Below are 21,683 nucleotides of genomic sequence, written 5' to 3'. Positions count from 1 at the left end.
GGCTCGTGACAAGCGCTCCTGACAAGCGCTCCCGAGATGAGGCGGACGATGGCGCAAAGGCAGCCGAAAAGCCGCGCGCCGGCAAAACGTTCAAAGACGCCGACCAACTACTGGTCGGGAGAGGTCACGCGCCACAGCAACGCGCTCGATCTCGATGCGGGGGTATTCACATGGGACGACCCCGTGAAGATCGCCCACTCTCTTAAGCGTTCGGCGGAAGCGAGCGAGCGGCGCAAAGCGGACCCGTTCCGTTCCGCCATGTCGATGCTGACCTTCTACATCAACCGGGCCGGCAAGGATTTGCCCGACGCGCGCCGACAGGTGCTGGAGCAGGCGAAGGACGAGCTGCGGAAGGCGTTTGGGCGAACGCCCCATTGAGCGCGCCCGCAGATTGCGAGCCCGCGGCGGCGCCAAGACGAAGGCGCTGACGGATTCTTTATCGGCGCGCATCCGGCGTAGCGCGCCAATTTGATGCGGGATTTGGGAGCGTATGGAAATAACTCTCTGGCGCCGCAACGCATTGTGTCGCCGGAAATTATGTCCTAATTTTCAAAAAATGACCATTTTTGAGGCGGCCATGTCCTCCTACCCCATCGCCAAGGCGAAGGAACAATTGTCCCGGCTGATCGACGAGGCGCTGGCGGGCGAGACGGTGACGATCACCCGTCATGGCAAACCCGTCGTCGAACTGCGTCCGAGCACACCCGACGAAGCGCCCAAACGAATGACGAAGGCCGACATCGAATGGCTGCGCAAGCGACGCGACGCGCTGCCGCCGCTGGGCGAGGACGCCGTCACTCTCATCCGCCGGATGCGCGACGAAGAAGAATGAGCGTTTATCTTGACGCGAGCGCAATCGTTCCACTGATTCTGCGCGACGCGCATACGATGAACATGGAGCAATGGCTTGCCAATGCGCGCGAAGAGCTCGTCGTCAGCGACTTCGCCGCACTTGAAGTTGCGGCAGTAATTTCTCGGCAGGTTCGTTCGGCGCGCATGTCCGAACAGCAGGCGTCGCTCGCGCTGGCGTTGCTCGACGATTGGTTGGCTCGTGCATTTACAAGTACTGAAACGGTCGCATCCGACCTCGCGCTCGCAGATCGTTTCGTTCGCGATTTCGCGACCAAACTCGCCGCGCCCGACGCGCTGCATCTCGCGCTGGCCTCGAACCGTGGCTATCGACTGGCGACTTTCGATACGCGGCTGGCGGCTGCGGCGGCAATGAGGGGCGTTCGGGTGGTTCCGCTGGAGTGACGGAGAAGGGCGGGGCGGCTCCCATCTGCGCCACGCGAGCGCGCCCGCGCGCTAATCCTGACTCGCGACGTCGGGAGGCTAAGTCACCGCGCGAACTTCTTATATTTCAGCCGGTGCGGAATGACGCTGTCGATCCCGAGGCGCCGCTTCTTGTCTTCCTCGTAATCGGCGAAGTTGCCTTCGAACCATTCGACATGGCTGTCGCCTTCGTAGGCGAGAATATGCGTCGCGATGCGGTCGAGGAAAAAGCGGTCATGCGAGATGATGACGGCGCAGCCGGCGAAATCGACGAGCGCCTCTTCGAGCGCGCGCAGCGTGTCGACGTCAAGATCATTGGTCGGCTCGTCGAGCAGCAGCACATTGGCGCCGCTCTTCAGCATCTTGGCGAGGTGCACGCGGTTGCGTTCGCCGCCTGAAAGCTGCCCGACCTTCTTTTGCTGATCGGCGCCCTTGAAATTGAAGGCCGAGCAATAGGCGCGGGAATTGATTTCGCGCTTGCCGAGATAAATCACCTCATTGCCGTCCGAGATTTCCTCCCAGACGGACTTGTTGGCGTGCAGCGCGTCGCGCGACTGGTCGACATAGCCGAGCTGCACGCTGTCGCCGATTTCGATCGTTCCGTTGTCGGGCTTCTCTTGTCCGGTGATCATGCGAAACAGCGTCGTCTTGCCGGCGCCGTTCGGCCCGATGACCCCGACGATGCCGCCTGGCGGCAATTTGAAGGAGAGATCGTCGATCAGAAGCGTGTCGCCATAGCCTTTCGACAGATGGTCGAACTCGATGACATTGTCGCCGAGGCGCTCGGCCACCGGAATGACGATCTGCGCGGTGGTCGGCGCCTTGTCGTTCTGCTTGGCGACGAGTTCCTCATAGCGCTGAATGCGCGCCTTGCTTTTGGCCTGCCGCGCCTTTGGCGAAGCGGCGATCCACTCGCTCTCGGCTTCGAGCGCGCGCTGGCGCGCCTTGTCCTCGGAAGATTCCTGAGCCAGTCGCTTCTGCTTTTGCTTCAGCCAGCTGGTGTAGTTGCCCTCGTAGGGGATGCCGCGGCCGCGATCGAGCTCCAATATCCAACCGGTGACATTGTCCAAGAAATAGCGGTCGTGGGTGACGATGAGGATCGCGCCGGGATACTGGCGCAGATGTCCTTCGAGCCAGTTGACGGTTTCAGCGTCGAGATGGTTCGTCGGTTCGTCGAGGAGCAACATTTCCGGCTGTTCGAGCAGCAGTTTGCACAGCGCGACGCGACGCCGCTCGCCGCCCGAAAGCTTGGTGACGTCAGCGTCGTCAGGCGGACAGCCGAGCGCGTCCATCGCCTGGTCGACCTGGCTGTCCAAGTCCCAAAGACCTTTCGCCTCGATCTCGTCCTGAAGCTTCGTCATCTCGTCGGCGGTCTCGTCCGAATAATTCATGGCGAGATCGTTATAGCGATCGAGAATGGCCTTCTTGTCGGCGACGCCGAGCATGACATTGCCGCGCACGTCGAGCGTCGGGTCGAGCTGCGGCTCCTGCGGCAGATAGCCGACCCGCGCGCCCTCGGCGACGAAGCCCTCGCCGGAATATTCCTTGTCGGCGCCCGCCATAATGCGCAGCAGCGTCGATTTGCCGGAGCCGTTGACGCCCAGAACGCCGATCTTGGCGTCGGGATAAAAGGAGAGATTGATGTTCTCCAAGACCTTCTTGCCGCCCGGATAGGTCTTGCTGAGGCCCTGCATGTGATAGATGAACTGCCGCGCCATATCGCCTCGCAAAGAGAGATTGCGCTGTCTTTAGAGCATTTTCCCTCCGGGAGGGAAGCCGTCTGGGGCCTCGACGAGGCAGAAAAACGCCCCCGACGGGCGGTCGGGGGCATTTGTCTTCCGGGCGCTGCGCTCAGGTTCGCATAAAGCTCAGAACTGTGGCGCTAATGGTGCTGCCCGTGAGCACGATCGTCGAGCCGAGCGCGAGCAGCGCGACCAGGTTCAGGGTCAAATCGTTAGGACTGCCGGCAAGCGCCAGAATGCCGAGGACGATCGCCGCCAGTCCGGCGAGCGCCTGAATGCCCGCTGAACCAGACGCCATTTCGCTGGCGAGCATTTCGGCGCCGACATGTTGCGACTGTCCGATCGCGGTCTCCATCTGAGCGGAGGCGCGCCGCAGCACATAGAGGCGCCACACGGCGTTGCTGCTCAGCAACAGAGCGGTGCCATAGGCGATCGCGGCGATCGGGGTCAGGATTGCCGCACTGATTCCAAGGAGCGACAAAACGCCGAGCACAATGCCGGCGGCGCCGACGAGGAAGACGAGCGCGAGACTATTGCCGCCCATCTGCTCGGCGGAAGCGGTGCGAACGCCGCCGGGAAACACGACCTGCATATATTCCGACAGCATAGCTCCGCCTTGAATTAACAATGCGACGCCAAACACGATCGTCGCGATCGCGACCATCATGGGGGGCGCTATTCCAACTAAGCCGCAAATCACGAGGACGATGGTGGCGACGCCGCCAATGGCGTCAATGAGGCCGCCATAGGCGACCGCATTGTCATGCGATGCGATATCTCGGGTAATGGACATGTGGGACACTCCAGCCGCTAGCCCCCGACCGATAGCTAGCGGCGCTTACGCAATGGGCAAGCACAGCATTTCAGGAGCGGATTGCCTTTTGGCGTCCGCGCGCTCTAGAAGCGGAAACGAAGCAACCGGGCGAGCGTTAATGAATGTTCTTCTGATCGGATCGGGCGGTCGCGAGCATGCGATCTCCAATGCGCTAACAAAAAGCCCGATGCTGACGCGGATCTATATCGCGCCAGGCAATCCGGGGACGGCTCGCGTGGGAGATAACGTCGATCTCGACGTCGCCAACCACCCCGCCGTGATCGACTTTTGTCGCGATGCGGGAATTGCGCTCGTTATTGTCGGACCCGAGCAGCCGCTGATTGGCGGTCTCGTCGACGAACTGGAAAAGCACGGGATCCTCGCCTTCGGGCCGACGCAGGCGGCGGCTCAGCTCGAAGGGTCCAAGGGTTTCACCAAGGATTTGTGTCGCGACTACGGGATTCCGACCGCGAGCTATGCGCGGTTTGCCGCGCTTGAGCCGGCGCTAAGCTATCTGCGTGAGCGGGGCGCGCCGATCGTCGTCAAGGCGGATGGGCTCGCCGCCGGCAAAGGCGTCGTCGTGGCTCGGACGCTTGAGGAAGCGGAGCGCGCCGTTCAGGCCATGTTCGCGGGCGCTTTCGGCCTCTCGGGCGCGGAGGTGGTCATCGAGGAATGTCTCGAAGGCGAAGAGGCGTCGTTCTTTGCGATCTGCGACGGCGTTTGTGCGCTGCCGTTCGCGACGGCGCAGGATCATAAGCGAGTCGGCGACGGCGACACGGGGCCGAACACAGGCGGCATGGGCGCCTATTCGCCGGCTTCCGTCGTGACGCCAGAAATAGAAGCGCGTGTGATGGCCGAGATCATCGAGCCGACGATGCGCGCGATGCGCGACAAGGGCGCGCCCTTCAAGGGCGTGCTCTACGCCGGACTCATGCTGACACAAGAGGGGCCAAAGCTCATCGAATATAATTGCCGATTCGGCGATCCGGAGGCGCAAGTCATTCTGCCCCGTCTCGAGGGCGATCTTCTGGAGCTGATGCTTGCCGCCGCGCGGGGCGCATTGCCTCAGCAGCGACTGCGGTTTTCGCCGCTGGCGGCGCTGACGGTGGTGCTGGCGGCGAAAAACTATCCGGGAACGCCGATGACCGGATCGGAAATCCGCAACGTCGAATGCGCCGAAGCCGTCGAGGGCGTCGCCATCACCCACGCCGGCACGCGCGAGGAAGGCGGACGACTGCTCGCCGCCGGGGGTCGCGTGCTGAATGTCACGGCGTTAGGCGAAAGCGTCGCCGAGGCCCAGGCGCGCGCTTATGCGGCGGTCGACCTCATCGATTGGCCGGGCGGGTTTTGCCGCCGCGACATCGGCTGGCGGGAAGTCGCGCGCGAACGAAAGGCTTCCTGAGCATAGACGCGCATGGGGGGCCGGCCAAGGCGCGGCCCGCTACACTACATAGATCTTGTCCGGCAGTTCGTCGCCGTCCGCTCCAGGCGGCGCATGCCGCGCCAGGAGGCGCGCGCATTCCTCTATCGCCGCGACAAAGCCGTCCGCCAGCCGTTCGCGTTTCAGGTCTTCAAGCAGCAAATCGAGAGCTGCCTGCCATTCGTCATTACTGATCTTTTCGGCGATGGCGTCATCCGCGACGATGCGCGCGTAACGCTCGGCGAATGAGACGAATATGAGCACGCCCGTGCGCGCCTTGGTGGCGGAGACGCCGCGCGAGAAAAATTGCTCAATCGCCTCGCGCGCGGCGCGGGCGCGCTTCACGGCGCGCGGCGTCAAGAAAAAGCGCACCGGTCCCCATGAAACGACGAGCGTCGCAACGATAAAGATGGCGATCTGCGCAGCGAAAATCTCACGAGGCGAAAGGTCGGTGAAAAGCAGCATGGGCCAAGGCGACGCTAGCGCGATAAATGCGCCCCAGAGCGGCGGCACGAACGCGTAATCGGAAGAGCGACGCGCCAGCACGCAGACGATTTCGCCGGAGGTTTTCTCTTCGGCGCGACGGATGGTTTGCGCGATGCGCTCGAAGTCGTCCGCCGTGAGCTGCATCACCAATCCCCCGAAGCGCCGCCGCCGCCGGATGAGCCGCCGCCGCCGGAAAAGCCGCCGCCGTCTCCGAAACCGCCTCCCCCTCCCCACCCGCCGCTAGAATCCCCCCAGAAGCCGCCGCTCGGGGGCAATACGATGACACGGGGGCCACCACGACCGTAACGCGGGTCGTACCGTCGCCTGCCGCGCGCGCTACGCGCCATCCAGACCACGATGAACAGAAACAGGGCGAAAAAAATGAGCGGGGAAAGCTCATCGAAGGTCGTGGACTGCGGGCCGCGCGCCCGTTTGGTCCATTCGGCGGAATCGCCGGAGAGCACCTCGATGATCCCCTCGACGCCGCGTTCGATCCCCGTGCCGTAGTCCCGCGCTTTGAATCGCGGCGCCACCGCGCTCGTCAAAATGATCTTCGACAGCGCGTCGGTGAGCGTTCCTTCCAGGCCATAGCCGACTTCGATGCGCATTTTGCGCTCGTTCGGCGCCACCAGAAACAGAACGCCATTGTTCTTTTTTGCTTCGCCGAGCTTCCACGCGCGAAACAGGCCATTGGCGTAGGTTTCGACGTCCAATCCCTCAAGCGAATCGACCGACGCGACGACGAGCTGGATGCCGGATTTATCCTCAAGATCCCTGAGCTTGCTCTCGATCGCGCTTTTCGTGGACGGCGGAATGACATCGGCCTGGTCAACCACCCGACCAGTGAGCAGAGGATAGTTCACCGCCGCGAAGGCCAGCGACGCGACAAGAAAGACGAGCGGCGCGAGCCAGCGCGCGGCCCCGCGCATCGCTATTTGCCTTCGCACCGGGCGCAGCGCCCGGCGATTTCCACGACGCGCGTGCGGGCGCTGAAATGCGCCGCGCCTACAAGCGCCGCAAGTTCGCGGGCGAATCCTGGCGACGTCGCCTCTTTCACCTCGCCGCATTGCTCGCAAATGATGAAAACGACGGGCTCCTCGGCTTCATGGGCATGGCCGCAGACGATATAGGCGTTTTTTGACGCGAGCCGATGCGCAAGGCCGTTGTCCATGAGGTAACCAAGCGCGCGATAAACGGACACGGGCGCGGGGCGCTTGCCCTCTTCGTCGGCCATGAGATCGATCATCTCATATGCGCCGACGGGCCGATTCGCTTGCGTGAGAATATCGAGCGCGCGCCGGCGCGCCGGCGTCAGACCGGCGACCTTGGGCCTTGTGGGGTTTTTCATCGAACGGCTGCTCATTGCGCCAATTTAGGGGGCTCCGACGTAAAAAACGAGGCTTTAGCGTTTGGCGCAGGCCGCGGCGAATTTCTTGAATTTCTCCGCTGCGTCGGCGAGGGGCGCCGATCGCTTTGTTCCGCCAACGGCGATGTCGAGCGTTTCCCCGCCGGCCATCGCCGCGAAGATCGGGTCTTTCGCCGGCAGGCTTCCCTCGAAGCTCGGCACGCCCGCTTCTTCATTGGGCACGAGCTTGCCGGCGACCTTCGCCGTCTTTTCGCCAACCGAAAGGATCGCCGTCGTCTTGCCTCCCGCTTTGAGCTTGTCGCTGGTTTCGGCGATCCAGATTTTGACCAAGCCGCTGCCTGGCGCGCAGGTGAAGCTCCCAAGGCTGTCGTCGCTCTCCGGCACCCCATAGCCAAGATAGATGCTGTCGGCGTTTTTCTCCTCCAATCCGCCAAGCGTCCAGACGCGCTGGTCGGTTTGCGCGCAGAGACCCGATAGCCCCAGAAAAGAAAGGACGCCCGCCAGGGCGAATGTTCGCTTCACGCCGTTTCTCCTGCGCGGACGTGGGCCGCGTCGCGCCGCCTTGCGCTCGGGCCCGCGGCGCCTATAGTCCGCGCGCAAATCGCCTCCCGCCGAGCCAGAGCCAAAATGACCCGCCTGAAAAAAGAAATCAAACGCGTCGTCCTCGCCTATTCCGGAGGGCTCGACACCTCCATCATCCTGAAATGGCTGCAGACGACCTATGGCGCGGAAGTCATCACCTTCACCGCCGATCTCGGTCAGGGCGAGGAACTCGAGCCCGCGCGCGAGAAGGCGCTGCTTCTGGGCGTGAAGCCTGAGAACATCTTCATCGAAGATCTGCGCGAAGAATTCGTGCGCGGTTACGTCTTCCCGATGTTCCGCGCCAACGCCCAATACGAGGGGCTTTACCTGCTTGGCACCTCGATCGCGCGCCCGCTCATCGCCAAGAAGCAGATCGAGATCGCGCGCAAAATGGGCGCCGACGCGGTCTGCCATGGCGCGACCGGCAAGGGCAACGACCAGGTGCGGTTCGAACTCGGCTATTACGCGCTCGAGCCCGATATCACCGTGATCGCGCCGTGGCGCGAATGGGACTTCGTCTCGCGCGCCGATCTCATCGCCTTCGCCGAAAAGAACCAGATACCGATCGCCAAGGATAAGCGTGGCGAAGCGCCGTTCTCGACCGACGCCAATCTTCTGCACACGTCTTCGGAAGGGAAGGTGCTCGAAGATCCGACTCAGGAGACGCCCGATTACGTCTATTCGCGCACCGGCAATCCCGAGGATGCGCCGGACGCGGCGCAATATGTCACGATCGACTTCGAGAAAGGCGACGCGGTCGCGGTGGATGGCGTCAAGCTTTCGCCTGCGGCGCTACTCGCTAAGCTCAATGATCTGGGGCGTCTTCACGGGATCGGGCGACTCGATCTCGTCGAAAATCGCTTCGTCGGCATGAAGTCGCGCGGCATGTATGAAACGCCCGGCGGCGCGATTCTGCTCGTCGCGCATCGCGGAATCGAGAGCCTGACGCTCGACCGCGGCGCTGCGCATCTTAAAGACGAGTTGATGCCGCGCTACGCCGAACTGATCTATAACGGCTTCTGGTTCGCGCCGGAGCGCGAGATGCTGCAGGCCGCGATCGACAAGAGCCAGGAGCATGTCACCGGCCGGGTGCGCATCAAGCTCTACAAGGGCTCGGCGACGCTTGTCGGCCGCGAAAGCCCCTGGTCGCTTTACGATCAGGACCTTGTCACCTTCGAGGAAGGCGGAACCTACGACCAGCGCGACGCGGAAGGCTTCATCAAGCTCAACGCGCTGCGCCTGCGCACGCTGGCCAAGCGCGCCGCGCGGGGGGCGAAGCAATAACGAACCGCGCGGATGATTTTTTCGCGGAACGCTTGACGCCTCCCTCTCCCGCGCAGCGGGGGAGGGTAAGCGAGGGGGAATATATTCGAGCCGAGCGCACACCGCATCGCCCCCTCTCCAACTCTCCCCCGCTGCGTGGGAGAGAGAGCGATTGCGCGGCGGAGAAACGCGTGCCGCTGGATCGAGACGCAGCTGCGCTCATGCGCGCGCCGTCGCGCACGCTTACCTCGATCGCCGATCTGGTCGACGCGCGCCTCATGAGCGAGGTCAACGGTCTCGATCAGGTGGCGCAGCGCTACAGCATCGCCGTTACGCCGGAGATAGTGGCGCTGATCGACCGCGCCGATCCGAATGATCCGATTGCGCGACAGTTTATCCCCGATCTTCGCGAGGCCGCGACGACGCCGCAGGAACGCGCCGATCCGATCGGCGACGACGCCCATTCGCCGCTGCCAGGGCTCGTGCATCGCTATCCCGACCGCGTGCTCCTAAAGCTGCTGTCGGTCTGTCCCGTCTACTGCCGTTTTTGTTTCCGGCGCGAGACGGTCGGTCGCGGCAAAGGCGATCTGCTGCCCGAGCCTCACGTCGTGGCGGCGCTCGACTACATCGCGCGGCGACCACAGATTTTCGAAGTGATCCTCACGGGCGGCGATCCCCTGATGTTGTCGGCGCGTCGCCTCGGCGCCGTGTCGCGCCGGCTTAGCGATATCCCGCATGTGCGGCTGTTGCGCGTCCATACGCGCGCGCCGACGGTCGCGCCCGATCTCGTGACGCGCGAGCGGCTTGCCGCGCTTCGCGAAAGCGGCAAGACGCTTTTCATCGCCTTGCATGTCAATCATGCGCGCGAACTGACCGAACCGGCGCGCGCGGCGATCGCTCGGCTGCGCGAGGCCGGCGCAGTCCTTCTCTCCCAGACCGTGCTGCTCAAGGGCGTCAATGACAACGTCGACGTCTTGGAGCGGCTGATGCGCGATTTGGCAGGTTTGGGCGTTCGGCCCTATTATCTGCACCATCCAGATCTCGCGCCGGGGACCGCGCATTTTCGGCTCAGCCTCGCGGCGGGCAGGCGACTCTACGCAGAGCTCTCGCGCCGCGTGACCAGCGTTGCGCTGCCGGCCTATGCGCTCGACATTCCCGGCGGGTTCGGCAAGGCGCGGGTCGCCGAGGGCGCCGCCGCGCCGGACGGGCAGGGGGGATGGACCGTGATCGACCGGAATGGCGACAGACGGTCCTACCGCGATGAACTGGAACCGCTGCAAGATTGACCTTTCGCCCGCGTGTTCGAAACCGATTTGATCGGCTCGCTCCACTTAAGGAACGCATGTGCGCAAACTGACGCTCCTGATCGCCATCCTGATTGCGACGCTCGCCGCCCCCGGACTGCGCGCCGACGAAGCGCCGGCTTCGATCGAACAGTTCAACGCGCGTCTCGATCGCGCGCGCGCCACGCTGGACGAGGTGCAGAAGGCGCTTGAGCAGCCCGAGCTTTCCGACGCCGCGCTGCGCAGTCTGCGCGCGCGTATCGAACCCTTGCCGCACGAGTTGGAAGAAACGATTGAAAAGCTGACGCCGCGTCTTGCCGCGATCGATGCGCGGTTGAAGGAGCTTGCGCCCGCCGCCGCAAAACCGCAGGAGCCGCCGAAAGAGGCTCCGAAACCGCCCGAGACGCCGGCGGATTCCAAGCCCCAGGCCAAACCTGCTGTAAAGAACAGCGTCGCGAAGCCGCCGCCGGCGAGAGGGCCGCCGGTCCCCGCGCCCGAAGCGACGCCGAACGGGCCCGAATCCGCCGATGCCGCTGCGCGCGTCAGCGCCAACGCCGAACTCGAAGAGCAGCGTCGTCTTTACGACGCGGTTGACGCGACTCTAAAACGCGCGCGCGCCATGTTGCTCGAGACGCGGCAGGTCGCCGTAACGATTGTCGCGCGCCAGCGCGGACTCTTTGCGAAGAATCTCTTTCTGCGCACGGATGGTCTATTCTCGCCTTCGCTGTGGCGCGCCGCGCTCGACGGGGCGCCCGCCGCGATCAGCGATTCTGCGACCTTTCTTTCCGACCGAACGGCGAATGTCGTCGATCGCGTCAACGGCGGCCGACGCGCGCAGTTTTTCGCCGTGCTTTTTGCGATCGCAGCGAGCGTCGCCTTGGCGCTCTTTATGGCCCGACGCGTCGTCCGGCGTTCGGAGGACGAGTCTGGTCCGACGCCTTTACGCAAGGCGGCCGCGGCCGGATGGACGGCGCTCGTCATCGTGGCCGCGCCGGTTGCGGCGGTCGGCGCGTTAAGCCTCGCCTTCGACGCCTATGATCTTATCGACGCCGCGCTCGAACCGATCTGGCGACGCTTTGTCGAGGGCGTGGCGCGCATCGCCTTCGCCTACGCCATCGCGCGCGCGGTTCTTGCTCCCGCGCATCCGAACTGGCGGCTGATTGATCCGGGCGATCGGCTTGCGAAACGTCTCACGCAACTCGTCACGCTGGCTGCGGTGACTCTTTCCGCGGCGCGTTTCCTGGAGCAATTGGAAGAGTCCGTGCAGGGGGGGCTTTCGCTCGTGATCGTGACGCGCGGCCTCGGCGTTATGATCGTCACGGCGCTCATCGCTATCGCGCTCTTCAATCTGCCAAGCCGAGTGGAAGTCGAGGAGGGCGCCGCCGTCGCCACCCCCGAGGGCCGCGACTGGATGAGCGCGGCGCGTTTTTTCGGCGCGCTTATCGTGCTCGTGCTCGTCGGGGCGTGCGCGGCAGGCTATGTCACTTTCGCTAATTTCGTCATCCTGCAGATCGGCTGGACGGCGGCGGTCATCGCCATCCTCTATGTCGTCGTCACCCTTTCGCGCGGCGGCATCGAGGCGGCGCTTGCGCCGACAAGTTTCCTCGGTCGCAGAATGATCAGCGGTCTTGGCGTGCGCCGCGAACAGCTCGCGCCCATCGCCGTGCTCCTGTCCGGCATTGTCACGTTGCTCTGTTTCCTCGCCGCGGCGTTGGTGGCGCTCGCGCCGCTGGGCTACGAGTCGGGAGATTTCCTGGGCAATATTCGCTCGGCGTTCGTTTCCTTCAAGATCGGCGACGTCACGATCTCTCCTTCGAGCGCGCTTGTGGCGATGCTGCTCTTCGCCGCGGCGCTTGCCGCAACGCAGGGGCTGCGGCGCTGGCTCGACGCGCGTTTTCTGCCGCTCACCCGGCTCGATCTCGGTTTGCGGAACTCGATCAGCGCGACGCTGGGCTACGCCGGCTTCATTCTCGCCGCGGCGCTCGCACTGTCTTATGTCGGGCTCGGTTTCGAAAAACTCGCGATCGTCGCCGGCGCCCTCTCGGTCGGCATCGGCTTTGGCCTGCAGTCGATCGTCAACAATTTCGTCTCCGGCCTCATCCTGCTCTGGGAGCGCGCCATTCGTGTCGGCGACTGGGTCGTGGTCGGCGACGAGCAGGGCTATGTCAAACGCATTAATGTCCGCTCCACCGAGATCGAGACCTTCGATCGCGCGACGATGATCGTGCCGAATTCAAATCTCGTCGCGGGCGTCGTGAAGAACTGGCTGCGCGGCGACAAGGTCGGCCGCATCAAGATCGCCGTTTCGCCGCATGTTGGGGTCGATCCGGAAAGAATGCGCGACATTCTTCTTGCGGCGGCGCGCGCGCAGGAAAGCGTTTTACGGATACCCGCGCCGCAGGTGATGTTCCTCGGCATGGAGGCGAACATCTTCAAATTCGAGCTTTGGTGCTACGTCGAGGATGTCGAGCAGTCCGCGCGCGTGCGCAGCGACCTGCACTTCGACCTCTATGAGCGCCTCAAGGACGCCGGAATCTCGATCGGTCCTATTGCTGCGCCGCCGCCCCCAACGATCGTCAACATTCCCGACCTCGACAAGCTGGCCGCAGCGGCCGCCGCGAGCGCGCTGGCGATCGAAGCCAATCTGGCGGGCGGCAAGAGCGAAGATGAGCGGACCGAACAGTCTGACGACTCGAAGGAGGATGCTGCGACGCCGGACGATGCGCAAGCAAAGTAATTCCTCGCCATTCATTGTTTCTCAAAGAATGAGGAGCGAGATGCGCGTGATGTTTTCCTCGCTTCTCCCTCGCGCCGCCACTCTCCTGGCGCTCAGCGTGCTTGCCGGCTGCAACGCCGCGCAAGAGCCTGCGCCTAGGGTGACCGGGTCGGAGCCGCCGATGTATCGCTCATTGGCGGCGGCCGGCGCGCGCGTCGATCCGGTGACGGCGCGCGACATGATCTCGCTTTATCGACGCAACAGCGGGCTCGGCGCTCTGACGCTGGATGACGGACTGCAGCGCGTCGCGGAGGCGCAGGCGCGGGACATGGCGCAGAGCGGGGATCTTGCGGCGCGCGGCGAACTCGGCGACCGCCTCGTGGGCGCGGGCATTCAAACGCCGGCCGCCGTGGAGAACGTATCGGCGGGCTATCGCACGCTGGCGGAAGCTTTTTCCGGCTGGCGCGATTCCGCGCCGCATAATGCGCGCATGCTGGATAAGCGCGTGAAACGGATGGGCATCGCGACGGCGTACGCGGCCGGGGCGAAATATAAGGTCTATTGGGCGCTCGTTCTTGCCGACTGAGGTCAGGGGCGTACACGGCTTCTGCGCTTGCCGCCGCCCGGCGGGGCGCCGCAGGACTCCGGGGCGGGCTTCGCTGCTTCATTGACGAGAGCGTCGTCCACCCGCACATAGCGCACGCCGAGAAAGAACAGGATCTGCGCGTCGCGCTGCTGCACGTCGTTGCGCCCTCTCGTGCGCGGCTGGAAGGCGATGACCTTCCCCATGGCGATTTCTCCAAGCTCGTTCCGCCGACGATGAATCAGCCGTCCTTAACGATTAGGAATTGGCGAGGGTTAATGCTCCGTCAACGACCGGATGTTAAATTTTCTGCCAGTTGCGTATGGGTTCGAGTGGTGAAGTGATGGGCGCCGATAGGGAACAGCGTCGGATGGTCGACGCTTCGCTGCTTCGAGCGGTCGTCGATCAGTTTGTCGAGCGATCGATGCATCCGACGGCCGACATCCGGCAGTTCGAGCAGCTCGCGCTCGGGCTCATCGACATTGTCGATGCTGAAACAGTGGCCCGCGCGGCGCTGCCGCTCTGCTTCCATCCCGAAACGCCTGCCTCGATTTTTGCGCGTCTTTTTGACAAAGGCGGCGCTGCGGCCGCGCTTGCCTTTCAATTCGCGCCTAATCTTGTGCAGCGGGACATGATCGCCACCGTCGAGCAGGGGCCGGCGCAATTCGCGGCGGCTGTCGCCCGCCGACGTGACCTCGATCGGGAGACGATGCTGGCGCTTGCGTTGCGTCCCGAGGGCGAGGTGCTTCGCGCGCTCGCCGGCAATCTCGCTGCGCATTTCGATTCGGCGTCCAGGCGCGCACTGGTCATGGCGGCGCGCGATGATCTGACGCTTGCGCGCATGTTGCTCGACCGCGACGATCTTGATCTCGATCCAGAACCGCTTTTCCTTGCGGCGAACCGGCTCGAGCGCACGGCGATCGTGCTCAACGCCTGCCGCCAAATATTGGCGAGCGGCGCGACCGAAGCGCCGCTTCGCGCCGACGACGCTTTCCTCGAGAAACTGGAAGCCGCGGCGCAACGCCATGATCGCAACGCGGTGGCCGCTCTCCTCTCGGAGGCGCTCGAATGCCGAAGGGATCGGGCGCGCGCGCTTGTCGTCGATCATCTTGGCGAGGCGCTCGCTTTGGCGCTCAATGCGATTGGCGTCCCGCTCGAATCGGCGACGCGCATTTTTCGCTGCGCCGAGCCGGGAGTCGCCCATGACGTCGAGGTCGTGCGGGCGTTGCTCGGCTTGATGCGCTCGACGCCGCAGCGCGCCGCGGCGCGCATCGTGGGCGCCATGACCGGCGCGGCGCGATCGGAGCGCGAGAATTCTCGCCGTGCGGCGCGAGAAGATCCTGGCGCGCTGACGCGCCGCCGCGCGGCGCCGCAGCAATCACTGGCGCGGCCATCGCGCAAACTCGATCAATCCGCTTAGGACGCTTCCTGATCGCATGGGATCATGTGATCGACAGGAATCGCTCCATCAAAAGAGAGCAGGTTCTCATCGAAAAAGTTTGTCGGCTTTTTCGCAAACCTGCTTGCGCTAAGCGGCGAGGTCGACGAACACGCGGCCGTCGGGATCCTCGATCTCCACGATCCAAAGGTCGGGGTCGAACATGATCTCGCGCTTGAGCCTCTGCTCGGCCTCCGCCGGATCGAGCCAGTCGCCTGCATGGACGCGCGCGAACAGCCGATCGACTCCCTCCGGCGGCTCTTCGCTCTGCGGGGCAGGGCCATAGACGGCGGCGCGCCCGTCAAGCCGATCGAGTTTAACAAAGATCGCGCCGGCTTCAGCGGCGCCGCGCCGGCGCAGCATGGCGACCGCGCCTTGCACCTCAGCCCGGCGGATCAGCGCGGAGACGAATATGTCGGACCTCAGTCGCATGGGCGCAAACTAGCGCTTGAGCGGCGGGATTGTCGAACGCGCGCGACTCAAGGGAGCGGGAGGCGGGAGCGCGCAGCGAGCTGCTGCAGCAATTTCGGCGTGATCCGCCCTTTGACCGGCAGGCCGGCGTCGCCCTCGAACTTCTCCAAAGCATGGCGCGTCGCGCCGTTGAGAACGCCGTCGGAGCGCACCACATAGCCGAGCTTGAGGAGCGCGCGCTGCGCATAAAGAACGTTTTTGTCGACAGATGCAGTTTTGTCGGGGCTAGCGGCCTTGTCCGCCTTGTCCGCCTTGTCCGCCTTGTCGGCTTTGTTGGCGCTTGCCTTAATCGGCGGCGGATCGCCGACGATCAGCAGGCCGATTGCGTCCCGCTTCTTGTCCGCTGTGTGCGGCGGATCTGCTTTCGCCGGCGCGCTCTTGCCCCCGTCGAGGCTTTTGGCGGCGTCAAGCTTTTCGATCTTGCTGGCGATGAGGTCTTTCGGGGAGAGGCGCGCGGGGACGTTCGCGTCTCGCTCTGTGCGGGCTTCGATCGCCGGCGGGCGCGCCGGCGGCGTCGGCGCGCCGAGGACCGCATTTGAAGGCTGGGCCGAGAAGAGCGGCGCCGGATGTCTTCCGTCCTGGAGGAACAGCGCGTTCATGGGCACGCCGATCGCCGCCACGGCGGCGATGCCGAGGATGAGCGTGACGCCGATTGGCGTCGCGCCGAACATGCGCGCAAGGACTGAGCGACGCCCATTGCGTCGTGTGTCGCGCGGCGGGGCGCGATCGGTGGGGGAAGCCTGAAAGCGAGAGGCGTAGAGCGAGGCGTCACGCAATTTTCTTCACCGTTGCTGGTTCTGCGCCGCCGACCGCGGCCATGCTGAGCGGCGCGCCAAGTCGCGCGACCGCCTGAATTCTCGCCGGACCGCTGGTCGCGCCGCGGTGGATGCGGCAGTCGATCGGCAGGCGCAAGGAAACCGTCGTGCCAACCTGCAGGCCGCTTTCGATGGTGATCGAACCGCCGTGCAGCCCCACGAGTCCGCACACCATGGAAAGGCCGAGGCCAGTTCCCTCGCGCCCGCTGTCGAGCGACGCGCGGGTCTGAAAGAAGGGATCGCCGAGCCGTGCGAGATCGCCTGCGGCGATGCCTGCGCCATCGTCGGCGACGGTGACGGCGACGTGATTTCCTTCGAGCTGAAGCGCCAGCTTCACCGTGCCGCCGCGCGGCGTGAATTTCAGCGCGTTAGAGAGCAGATTGATCAAGATCTGTCTGCAGCCGCGTTTGTCGGCGACGATCTCGCCAAGGCTTTCGGCATATTCGCGCGCGAGCGTCACGCCAGACTGATCGGCCTGCAGCTGCATCATATCGCAGCACTGATCGGCGAGCGTCGGCAGGGTGAAGGACTCAGCGGCGATTTCCATCGCGCCGGATTCGATTCTGGACATATCCAGAATGGAGTTGACGATCTCAAGCAGATGGTTGCCGGAGTCGCTGATGATCGATGCATATTCCCGCTGTTTGGCGGGTTCGGAAGGCGCAATTTCGTCGGTCGCCAACATCTGGGAGAAGCCGATGATGGCGTTGAGCGGCGTGCGCAGCTCATGGCTGACATTGGCGAGCAGGCGCACGTTGCTGGTTGCCGCGCGCTCGGCCGCCGCGTGAGCCGCCGCAAGCGCGATATCGGCTTCGAGCGTGGCGTGCACGTCTTGCAGGGCGCAGACGACGGCCTCCGCTGCGCATTCCTCGTCGTTTGAATGAGCGCGGCGCAGGCGCGCCTCGAAATAGTTGAAAACGGGCGCGAGGAATCCACTGGTCGCGTTGCGCGCAACGCCAATCTGAACGCGAACAGCTGCGGTCGCCAGCGCCTCGCCGTCGACGGCGTCGGAGACGGCTTTGAGGAAGCTCGGTCGGTCGGCGACGTGAATGCGCTGGAAGAATTCGCGCCCGATCAGATCGCGCCGATTGAGATCAAAGGTATGGCGCGCATCTCCAAGCACCGCGTGGACGAAGCCGGCGCGATCGAGGTGCAGCAGGATGTCGCCGACGGCGCCTGTCAGAAGCTTGAGCTCGCGGTCGTTGCGCGCTTCGGCGCGGGCGCGAGCCTGCTCGACCCGGACAGCGCCGAAGACGAGAGCGGCGATATAGAGAAACAGCGGCGCTCCGAGAAGAATGGCTGTCGTCGCATGTTCAGTCAGCAGTTCGCGCGGCGCCCCCAGATTGAGGCCGGCGGTCAGCGCAAGCGCGGCGACGGCGACCACTTCTATGACGAGGACCGCGCCGGCTTCGGGCGTCAGAGCGGCCTCTATGAGCGCAACGAGCAGCAGCGCGACTGAAAAGGCGTCGTAGCCCGGCGTCAGCGCGTGAATGGCCGTCGCCATCGCCATCCAGCCGCCGATCGAGAGGCTCCGCGCAATGCGCAAATCTCCCGTGCGCGACAATACGATGACGGAGGCGAGCGGGATCTGCGCGAAAAGGAAAAGGACCAACTCGCTTACCGTCGGTGCGCCATGGAAGAAGAGAAACAGCGGCGCCGAGAGCAGGACACAGGCGGCGACGATGAGCCGAGCGACGATGAACGCCCGATGCCGCGCCTCTTCCACCGGTCGTCCGGCGACCCGCTCGTGCAAGGCGGCGTCCACGCAGGACTCGTAATGGCTGTCGTCGGCAATGCTACTCAAGGCGTACGCTCCTTATCGCCAACAGCGATAGCAGGGCGTCCTTAAGCAGCCGCTAAGCCGATGCGAAAGCTTCGACAGCTACTCGGCGACGCATCGACATGGTTTGCATTTTATTGCCATGGCTTTCGGGGAAAGAATCCGATGGCGCGTTTACGAAGGCTCAACCCCGCCGCGCCATCACTGACAAGAAACCGCTTTCCTGACGGAGACGACGAGTTGGTTTTTCTTGCCAAATGCGCGATCTGCATTCTCCTCGTCTGCGTCGCCCTGCAATGGCGCGCTGATCACGCGCCGCTTGCGCCGAAAAGCGCAGCCGCCCGCGCATCGACGCCACAAAATGCGTCCGGTTTCGTGCAGGACGTTATCGAGAGAGCCTCTTCGCTGAGTCGCGCCGGCGGCGCCGCGCTCGCGGGCGCAGCGCGCGATAAATGCCTGGCGGCGCCGCGCGAGTGCCTTTCGGCGGCGCAGCGACTGCAATCGGCCGCCGGTCGCGCGCAGTAAGGCCAATCCACGATGGCGCAGTGTGTAATAACTGCGCCGCTACGCCGGTTTTGCAGAATCAGTTTTTTGACACTAAACATGTTCGCGCTTGGCGCGCGATTTTGAGGCCGAACCGCCACCGAGGCCATTCCGTTTTTGCTCGCGCGACCCGTTCGCACATCGCGAGCCATCCTCTCCCTAAAGGAGGCGGCCATGTCCGAAGAAACTTCATCGCAACCCGAAGATACGGTTTCCCGCTCCGAACTGACCAATCTGCAGGAGCAGCTCAAAGCGACGCGCATGGAGCGCGACCGGCAGATTTTCGAGAAGTCCGAGATCGTGGCGAAGGCGAACGCCTACGCCAAGGAGCGCGACGATGTTCGCGACAGCCTGGCGGCGATGACCGCCGAGCGCGACCGCCTCGCCGCGGAGAACGCCGGAGCGTCGACGAAAGCGCTTGAGATGTCTCGGCAGCTCGAAGCCGCCAATCGCCGTGCCGATGAGGCTACGGCGGAGGTCGTGCGGCTACGCCACGCGATCGCCACCGCGCCTTCGTCCGATCCCGCCGTCGTGCTGTGGAGCCTCATCTCGGAAAAGACCCGGGACGGCGTCGCCTGGGTCAGGGGCAAATTCCCCGCCGACAGCCCGGCTTTGCCCTGGTTCGACAAGACGGTCTCGCTCGTGACCCAGATCGGCTGCATGGCCGTGAAGGCGGCGGACGCCTTCATCCGCTGGGCCGTGCCCAAGGCAATCGAGCTTTTTAACAAGGGCAAGGCGGAGCTCGAGGCGCGGATGGAGAAGAAGTAGCCTTCCAGAAGGCTCAGGCGGCCCCTAAGCCGCCCGGCTAGGAATGAAATGGCGCTGGGCGCGGGCCGGCGCGCCCTTTCATTCCTTGGCGGGCGCTGCTATCCCCGCGCACATGACCGCCCACAAGATCGAAAACATCCGCAATTTCTCGATTGTCGCGCATATCGACCACGGCAAATCGACCCTGGCCGACCGGCTCATTCAGGAGACGGGGACGGTCGCCGCGCGCGACATGGTCGAGCAGGTGCTCGATTCGATGGATATCGAGCGCGAACGCGGCATCACGATCAAGGCGCAGACGGTGCGCCTCAATTACAAGGCCAAGGACGGCAAGGATTACGTCCTCAATCTGATGGACACGCCGGGCCACGTCGACTTCGCCTATGAAGTGTCCCGCTCGCTGAAGGCCTGCGAAGGCTCGCTGCTGGTCGTCGACGCCTCCCAGGGAGTCGAGGCGCAGACGCTCGCCAACGTCTATCAGGCCATCGACGCCGGCCATGAGATCGTTCCCGTCCTCAACAAGATCGACCTTCCAGCGGCCGAGCCCGACCGCATCAAGGAGCAGATCGAGGAGGTCATCGGGCTCGACGCCTCGGGCGCGGTGCTCATTTCGGCCAAGACGGGCATCGGCATTCCCGACGTGCTCGAGGCGATCGTCACGCGCCTGCCGCCGCCAAATGGCGACGAGAAGGCGCCTTTGAAGGCGCTGCTCGTCGACAGCTGGTATGACGCTTATCTCGGCGTGGTCGTGCTGGTGCGAATCTTCGATGGAACCCTGAAGAAGGGCCAGAAGATCAAAATGATGGCGGCCGACGCCCATTACGAAGTGGATAAGATCGGCGTCTTTCGTCCTAAAATGCAGGATGTCGCGGCGCTTGGTCCCGGCGAAGTCGGCTTCATCACGGCGCAGATCAAGCAAGTGGCGGATACCCGCGTCGGCGATACGATCACCGACGACAAGAAGCCGACCGCCGAGGCGCTGCCCGGCTTCAAGCCGGCGCAGCCCGTGGTGTTCTGCGGACTCTTTCCGGTGGACGCCGCCGACTTCGAGGATTTGCGCGCGGCGATCGGCAAGCTGCGCCTGAACGACGCCAGCTTCTCTTATGAGATGGAGACGTCCGCGGCGCTCGGCTTCGGATTCCGCTGCGGTTTCCTGGGCCTGCTGCATCTCGAAATCATTCAGGAACGTCTGCAGCGGGAGTTCGATCTCGATCTCATCGCGACGGCGCCGTCGGTCATCTACAAGATCAGCATGACCAACGGCGACGAGATCGAGCTGCACAATCCGGCCGACATGCCGGATGTCGTGAAGATCGAGGAGATCAACGAGCCCTGGATCAGGGCGACGATCCTGACGCCCGACGACTATCTCGGCTCGGTGCTGAAACTCTGTCAGGACCGGCGCGGGGTGCAGGTCGATCTCAACTATGTCGGCAAGCGCGCCATGGCGGTCTACGATCTGCCGCTCAACGAGGTGGTGTTTGATTTCTATGACCGGCTCAAGTCGATCTCGAAGGGTTATGCGTCCTTCGATTATCAGATCACCGACTATCGCGCCGGCGATCTCGTCAAGATGAGCATCCTCGTCAACGCCGAGCCGGTCGACGCGCTCTCCATGCTCGTGCATCGCACGCGCGCCGACGGACGTGGCCGGCAGATGTGCGAGAAATTAAAGGAGCTGATCCCGCCGCATATGTTCCAGGTGCCGATTCAGGCGGCGATTGGCGGCAAGATCATCGCCCGCGAGACGGTGCGCGCCTTCCGCAAGGACGTCACCGCGAAATGCTATGGCGGCGACGTGACCCGCAAGCGCAAGCTCCTGGAGAAGCAGAAGGAAGGCAAGAAGAAGATGCGCCAGTTTGGCCGCGTCGAGATTCCGCAGGAGGCGTTCATCGCCGCGCTGAAGATGGAGGAGTAGGGGGTTCCCGAAGCTCTCCCGCGCAATGCCCGCGCTTGTCGCAGGGCATCCACGCGGTAGCGCCGCCGCCAATCTTGCGAAGCGAGCGCAACGTCTCGGCGTGGATGGCCGGGACAAGCCCGGCCATGACGGATAAATCAAGCCATGCGCAAAATTTCTCAGAGCGATCTTCGCAAGAACCTCGCCGCCACGCTTGATCGCGTCGCCGAAGACCGCGAGCCCGTCGTCATTACCCGTGACAAGGGTGAGCCGGCGGCTCTGTTGATCCCGCTCGAGGATTTCGCGTCCTATGAGGAGACGAGCTACCTGTTACGGAGCCCGCGAAACGCCGAGCGGCTGATGGCTGCAACCGAGAAGTTAAACGGAGGGAAATAGGAACTATGTTGAATTTTGACAGGGATAAGCTGTAATTGCTGCCAATTA

Annotated in this window: 23 protein-coding genes; 13 read left to right on the top strand and 10 right to left on the bottom strand. The window is 64.0% G+C overall.

Translation table 11 applies throughout. From position 1 onward, the window contains the following. The first annotated feature begins 48 nt into the window (after window positions 1–48). The 3 genes from IYX23_RS18710 to IYX23_RS18700 all read left to right on the top strand — a co-directional run bounded on the left by IYX23_RS18710 (window position 49) and on the right by IYX23_RS18700 (window position 1,254). Window positions 49–378, top strand: a complete 330-nt coding sequence (locus IYX23_RS18710; protein ID WP_196394463.1) for a DUF3175 domain-containing protein — start codon at window positions 49–51, stop codon at window positions 376–378. Window positions 379–577: 199 nt separating this feature from the next. Continuing rightward, the gene (locus IYX23_RS18705) at window positions 578–832 is read left to right on the top strand and encodes a type II toxin-antitoxin system prevent-host-death family antitoxin (RefSeq protein WP_246716952.1); all 255 of its coding nucleotides are present in this window, start codon (window positions 578–580) and stop codon (window positions 830–832) included. Further along, window positions 829–1,254: a type II toxin-antitoxin system VapC family toxin gene (locus IYX23_RS18700; protein ID WP_196394461.1), complete on the top strand. Its 426-nt coding sequence runs from the start codon at window positions 829–831 to the stop codon at window positions 1,252–1,254. The genes IYX23_RS18705 and IYX23_RS18700 overlap by 4 nt, the downstream gene beginning before the upstream one ends. A gap of 83 nt (window positions 1,255–1,337) precedes the next feature. Here IYX23_RS18700 and ettA read toward each other — a convergent pair whose 3' ends face one another. Both ettA and IYX23_RS18690 read right to left on the bottom strand, forming a co-directional pair. Then, entirely contained in the window at window positions 1,338–2,990 is a 1,653-nt protein-coding gene (ettA, locus tag IYX23_RS18695) for an energy-dependent translational throttle protein EttA (RefSeq protein ID WP_196394460.1), read from the bottom strand. Window positions 2,991–3,123: 133 nt separating this feature from the next. Continuing rightward, on the bottom strand, window positions 3,124–3,807 hold the full coding sequence (locus IYX23_RS18690; RefSeq protein ID WP_196394459.1) for a hypothetical protein: 684 nt from the start codon (window positions 3,805–3,807) through the stop codon (window positions 3,124–3,126). Between the two features lie 139 nt (window positions 3,808–3,946). Here IYX23_RS18690 and purD point away from each other — a divergent pair, with 139 nt between their 5' ends. Then, a complete protein-coding gene (purD, locus tag IYX23_RS18685; RefSeq protein WP_196394458.1) occupies window positions 3,947–5,230 on the top strand; it encodes a phosphoribosylamine--glycine ligase in 1,284 nt (427 codons plus the stop codon). A 39-nt stretch (window positions 5,231–5,269) separates the two neighbouring features. Here the strand turns inward: purD and IYX23_RS18680 are convergent, their stop codons facing one another. From IYX23_RS18680 to IYX23_RS18665, 4 genes are read right to left on the bottom strand one after another with little or no spacing between them, the layout of a single operon-like run. After that, the gene (locus IYX23_RS18680) at window positions 5,270–5,878 is read right to left on the bottom strand and encodes a TPM domain-containing protein (RefSeq protein ID WP_196394457.1); all 609 of its coding nucleotides are present in this window, start codon (window positions 5,876–5,878) and stop codon (window positions 5,270–5,272) included. Further along, window positions 5,878–6,663 carry a TPM domain-containing protein gene (locus IYX23_RS18675; RefSeq protein WP_196394456.1) on the bottom strand — a complete coding sequence of 262 codons (786 nt, stop codon included), beginning with the start codon at window positions 6,661–6,663 and terminating at the stop codon, window positions 5,878–5,880. Before IYX23_RS18675 ends, IYX23_RS18680 begins: the two co-directional genes overlap by 1 nt. Before the next feature lie 2 nt (window positions 6,664–6,665). After that, window positions 6,666–7,097, bottom strand: coding sequence for a transcriptional repressor (locus IYX23_RS18670; RefSeq protein WP_196394455.1), 432 nt, complete (start codon window positions 7,095–7,097; stop codon window positions 6,666–6,668). A 39-nt stretch (window positions 7,098–7,136) separates the two neighbouring features. Next, window positions 7,137–7,622 (bottom strand): hypothetical protein, encoded by a 486-nt coding sequence (locus tag IYX23_RS18665; protein WP_196394454.1) that lies wholly within the window; start codon window positions 7,620–7,622, stop codon window positions 7,137–7,139. 105 nt (window positions 7,623–7,727) lie between these two features. Here IYX23_RS18665 and IYX23_RS18660 point away from each other — a divergent pair, with 105 nt between their 5' ends. The 4 genes from IYX23_RS18660 to IYX23_RS18645 all read left to right on the top strand — a co-directional run bounded on the left by IYX23_RS18660 (window position 7,728) and on the right by IYX23_RS18645 (window position 13,530). Beyond that, complete coding sequence (locus IYX23_RS18660) at window positions 7,728–8,966, top strand: argininosuccinate synthase (protein ID WP_196394453.1); 1,239 nt, start codon at window positions 7,728–7,730, stop codon at window positions 8,964–8,966. A gap of 170 nt (window positions 8,967–9,136) precedes the next feature. After that, window positions 9,137–10,231 carry a lysine-2,3-aminomutase-like protein gene (locus tag IYX23_RS18655; RefSeq protein ID WP_196394452.1) on the top strand — a complete coding sequence of 365 codons (1,095 nt, stop codon included), beginning with the start codon at window positions 9,137–9,139 and terminating at the stop codon, window positions 10,229–10,231. Window positions 10,232–10,289: 58 nt separating this feature from the next. After that, the gene (locus IYX23_RS18650; RefSeq protein ID WP_196394451.1) at window positions 10,290–12,965 is read left to right on the top strand and encodes a DUF3772 domain-containing protein; all 2,676 of its coding nucleotides are present in this window, start codon (window positions 10,290–10,292) and stop codon (window positions 12,963–12,965) included. 40 nt (window positions 12,966–13,005) lie between these two features. Then, entirely contained in the window at window positions 13,006–13,530 is a 525-nt protein-coding gene (locus tag IYX23_RS18645) for a CAP domain-containing protein (RefSeq protein WP_196394450.1), read from the top strand. A 2-nt stretch (window positions 13,531–13,532) separates the two neighbouring features. Here the strand turns inward: IYX23_RS18645 and IYX23_RS18640 are convergent, their stop codons facing one another. Further along, a complete protein-coding gene (locus IYX23_RS18640) occupies window positions 13,533–13,733 on the bottom strand; it encodes a hypothetical protein (protein WP_196394449.1) in 201 nt (66 codons plus the stop codon). A 164-nt stretch (window positions 13,734–13,897) separates the two neighbouring features. Between IYX23_RS18640 and IYX23_RS18635 the strand changes: the two genes are divergently transcribed. Then, window positions 13,898–14,947, top strand: coding sequence for a DUF2336 domain-containing protein (locus IYX23_RS18635; RefSeq protein ID WP_246716949.1), 1,050 nt, complete (start codon window positions 13,898–13,900; stop codon window positions 14,945–14,947). Between the two features lie 108 nt (window positions 14,948–15,055). Here IYX23_RS18635 and IYX23_RS18630 read toward each other — a convergent pair whose 3' ends face one another. Genes IYX23_RS18630 through IYX23_RS18620 form a run of 3 tightly spaced genes read right to left on the bottom strand, consistent with a single transcriptional unit; the run spans window position 15,056 to window position 18,055 of the window. After that, window positions 15,056–15,397, bottom strand: coding sequence for a DUF1491 family protein (locus IYX23_RS18630; protein WP_175092558.1), 342 nt, complete (start codon window positions 15,395–15,397; stop codon window positions 15,056–15,058). 47 nt (window positions 15,398–15,444) lie between these two features. After that, window positions 15,445–16,212 (bottom strand): peptidoglycan-binding domain-containing protein, encoded by a 768-nt coding sequence (locus tag IYX23_RS18625; protein ID WP_196394447.1) that lies wholly within the window; start codon window positions 16,210–16,212, stop codon window positions 15,445–15,447. Beyond that, window positions 16,205–18,055: a HAMP domain-containing sensor histidine kinase gene (locus IYX23_RS18620; RefSeq protein WP_210330774.1), complete on the bottom strand. Its 1,851-nt coding sequence runs from the start codon at window positions 18,053–18,055 to the stop codon at window positions 16,205–16,207. Before IYX23_RS18620 ends, IYX23_RS18625 begins: the two co-directional genes overlap by 8 nt. 216 nt (window positions 18,056–18,271) lie before the next feature. Here IYX23_RS18620 and IYX23_RS18615 point away from each other — a divergent pair, with 216 nt between their 5' ends. The 4 genes from IYX23_RS18615 (at window position 18,272) to IYX23_RS18600 (ending at window position 21,635) form a co-directional block, all read left to right on the top strand. After that, window positions 18,272–18,556 (top strand): hypothetical protein, encoded by a 285-nt coding sequence (locus IYX23_RS18615; RefSeq protein ID WP_196394446.1) that lies wholly within the window; start codon window positions 18,272–18,274, stop codon window positions 18,554–18,556. Window positions 18,557–18,748: 192 nt separating this feature from the next. Then, a complete protein-coding gene (locus IYX23_RS18610) occupies window positions 18,749–19,342 on the top strand; it encodes a hypothetical protein (protein ID WP_196394445.1) in 594 nt (197 codons plus the stop codon). A gap of 112 nt (window positions 19,343–19,454) precedes the next feature. Then, window positions 19,455–21,260 carry a translation elongation factor 4 gene (lepA, locus tag IYX23_RS18605; RefSeq protein WP_196394444.1) on the top strand — a complete coding sequence of 602 codons (1,806 nt, stop codon included), beginning with the start codon at window positions 19,455–19,457 and terminating at the stop codon, window positions 21,258–21,260. A gap of 144 nt (window positions 21,261–21,404) precedes the next feature. Then, window positions 21,405–21,635, top strand: a complete 231-nt coding sequence (locus IYX23_RS18600) for a type II toxin-antitoxin system prevent-host-death family antitoxin (protein WP_196394443.1) — start codon at window positions 21,405–21,407, stop codon at window positions 21,633–21,635. The last annotated feature ends 48 nt before the right edge of the window (window positions 21,636–21,683 follow it).

The organism is Methylocystis sp. L43 (genome assembly GCF_015709525.1).
Classification (GTDB): Bacteria; Pseudomonadota; Alphaproteobacteria; order Rhizobiales; family Beijerinckiaceae; genus Methylocystis.
This window is presented reverse-complemented; position numbering and strand designations above follow the sequence as displayed.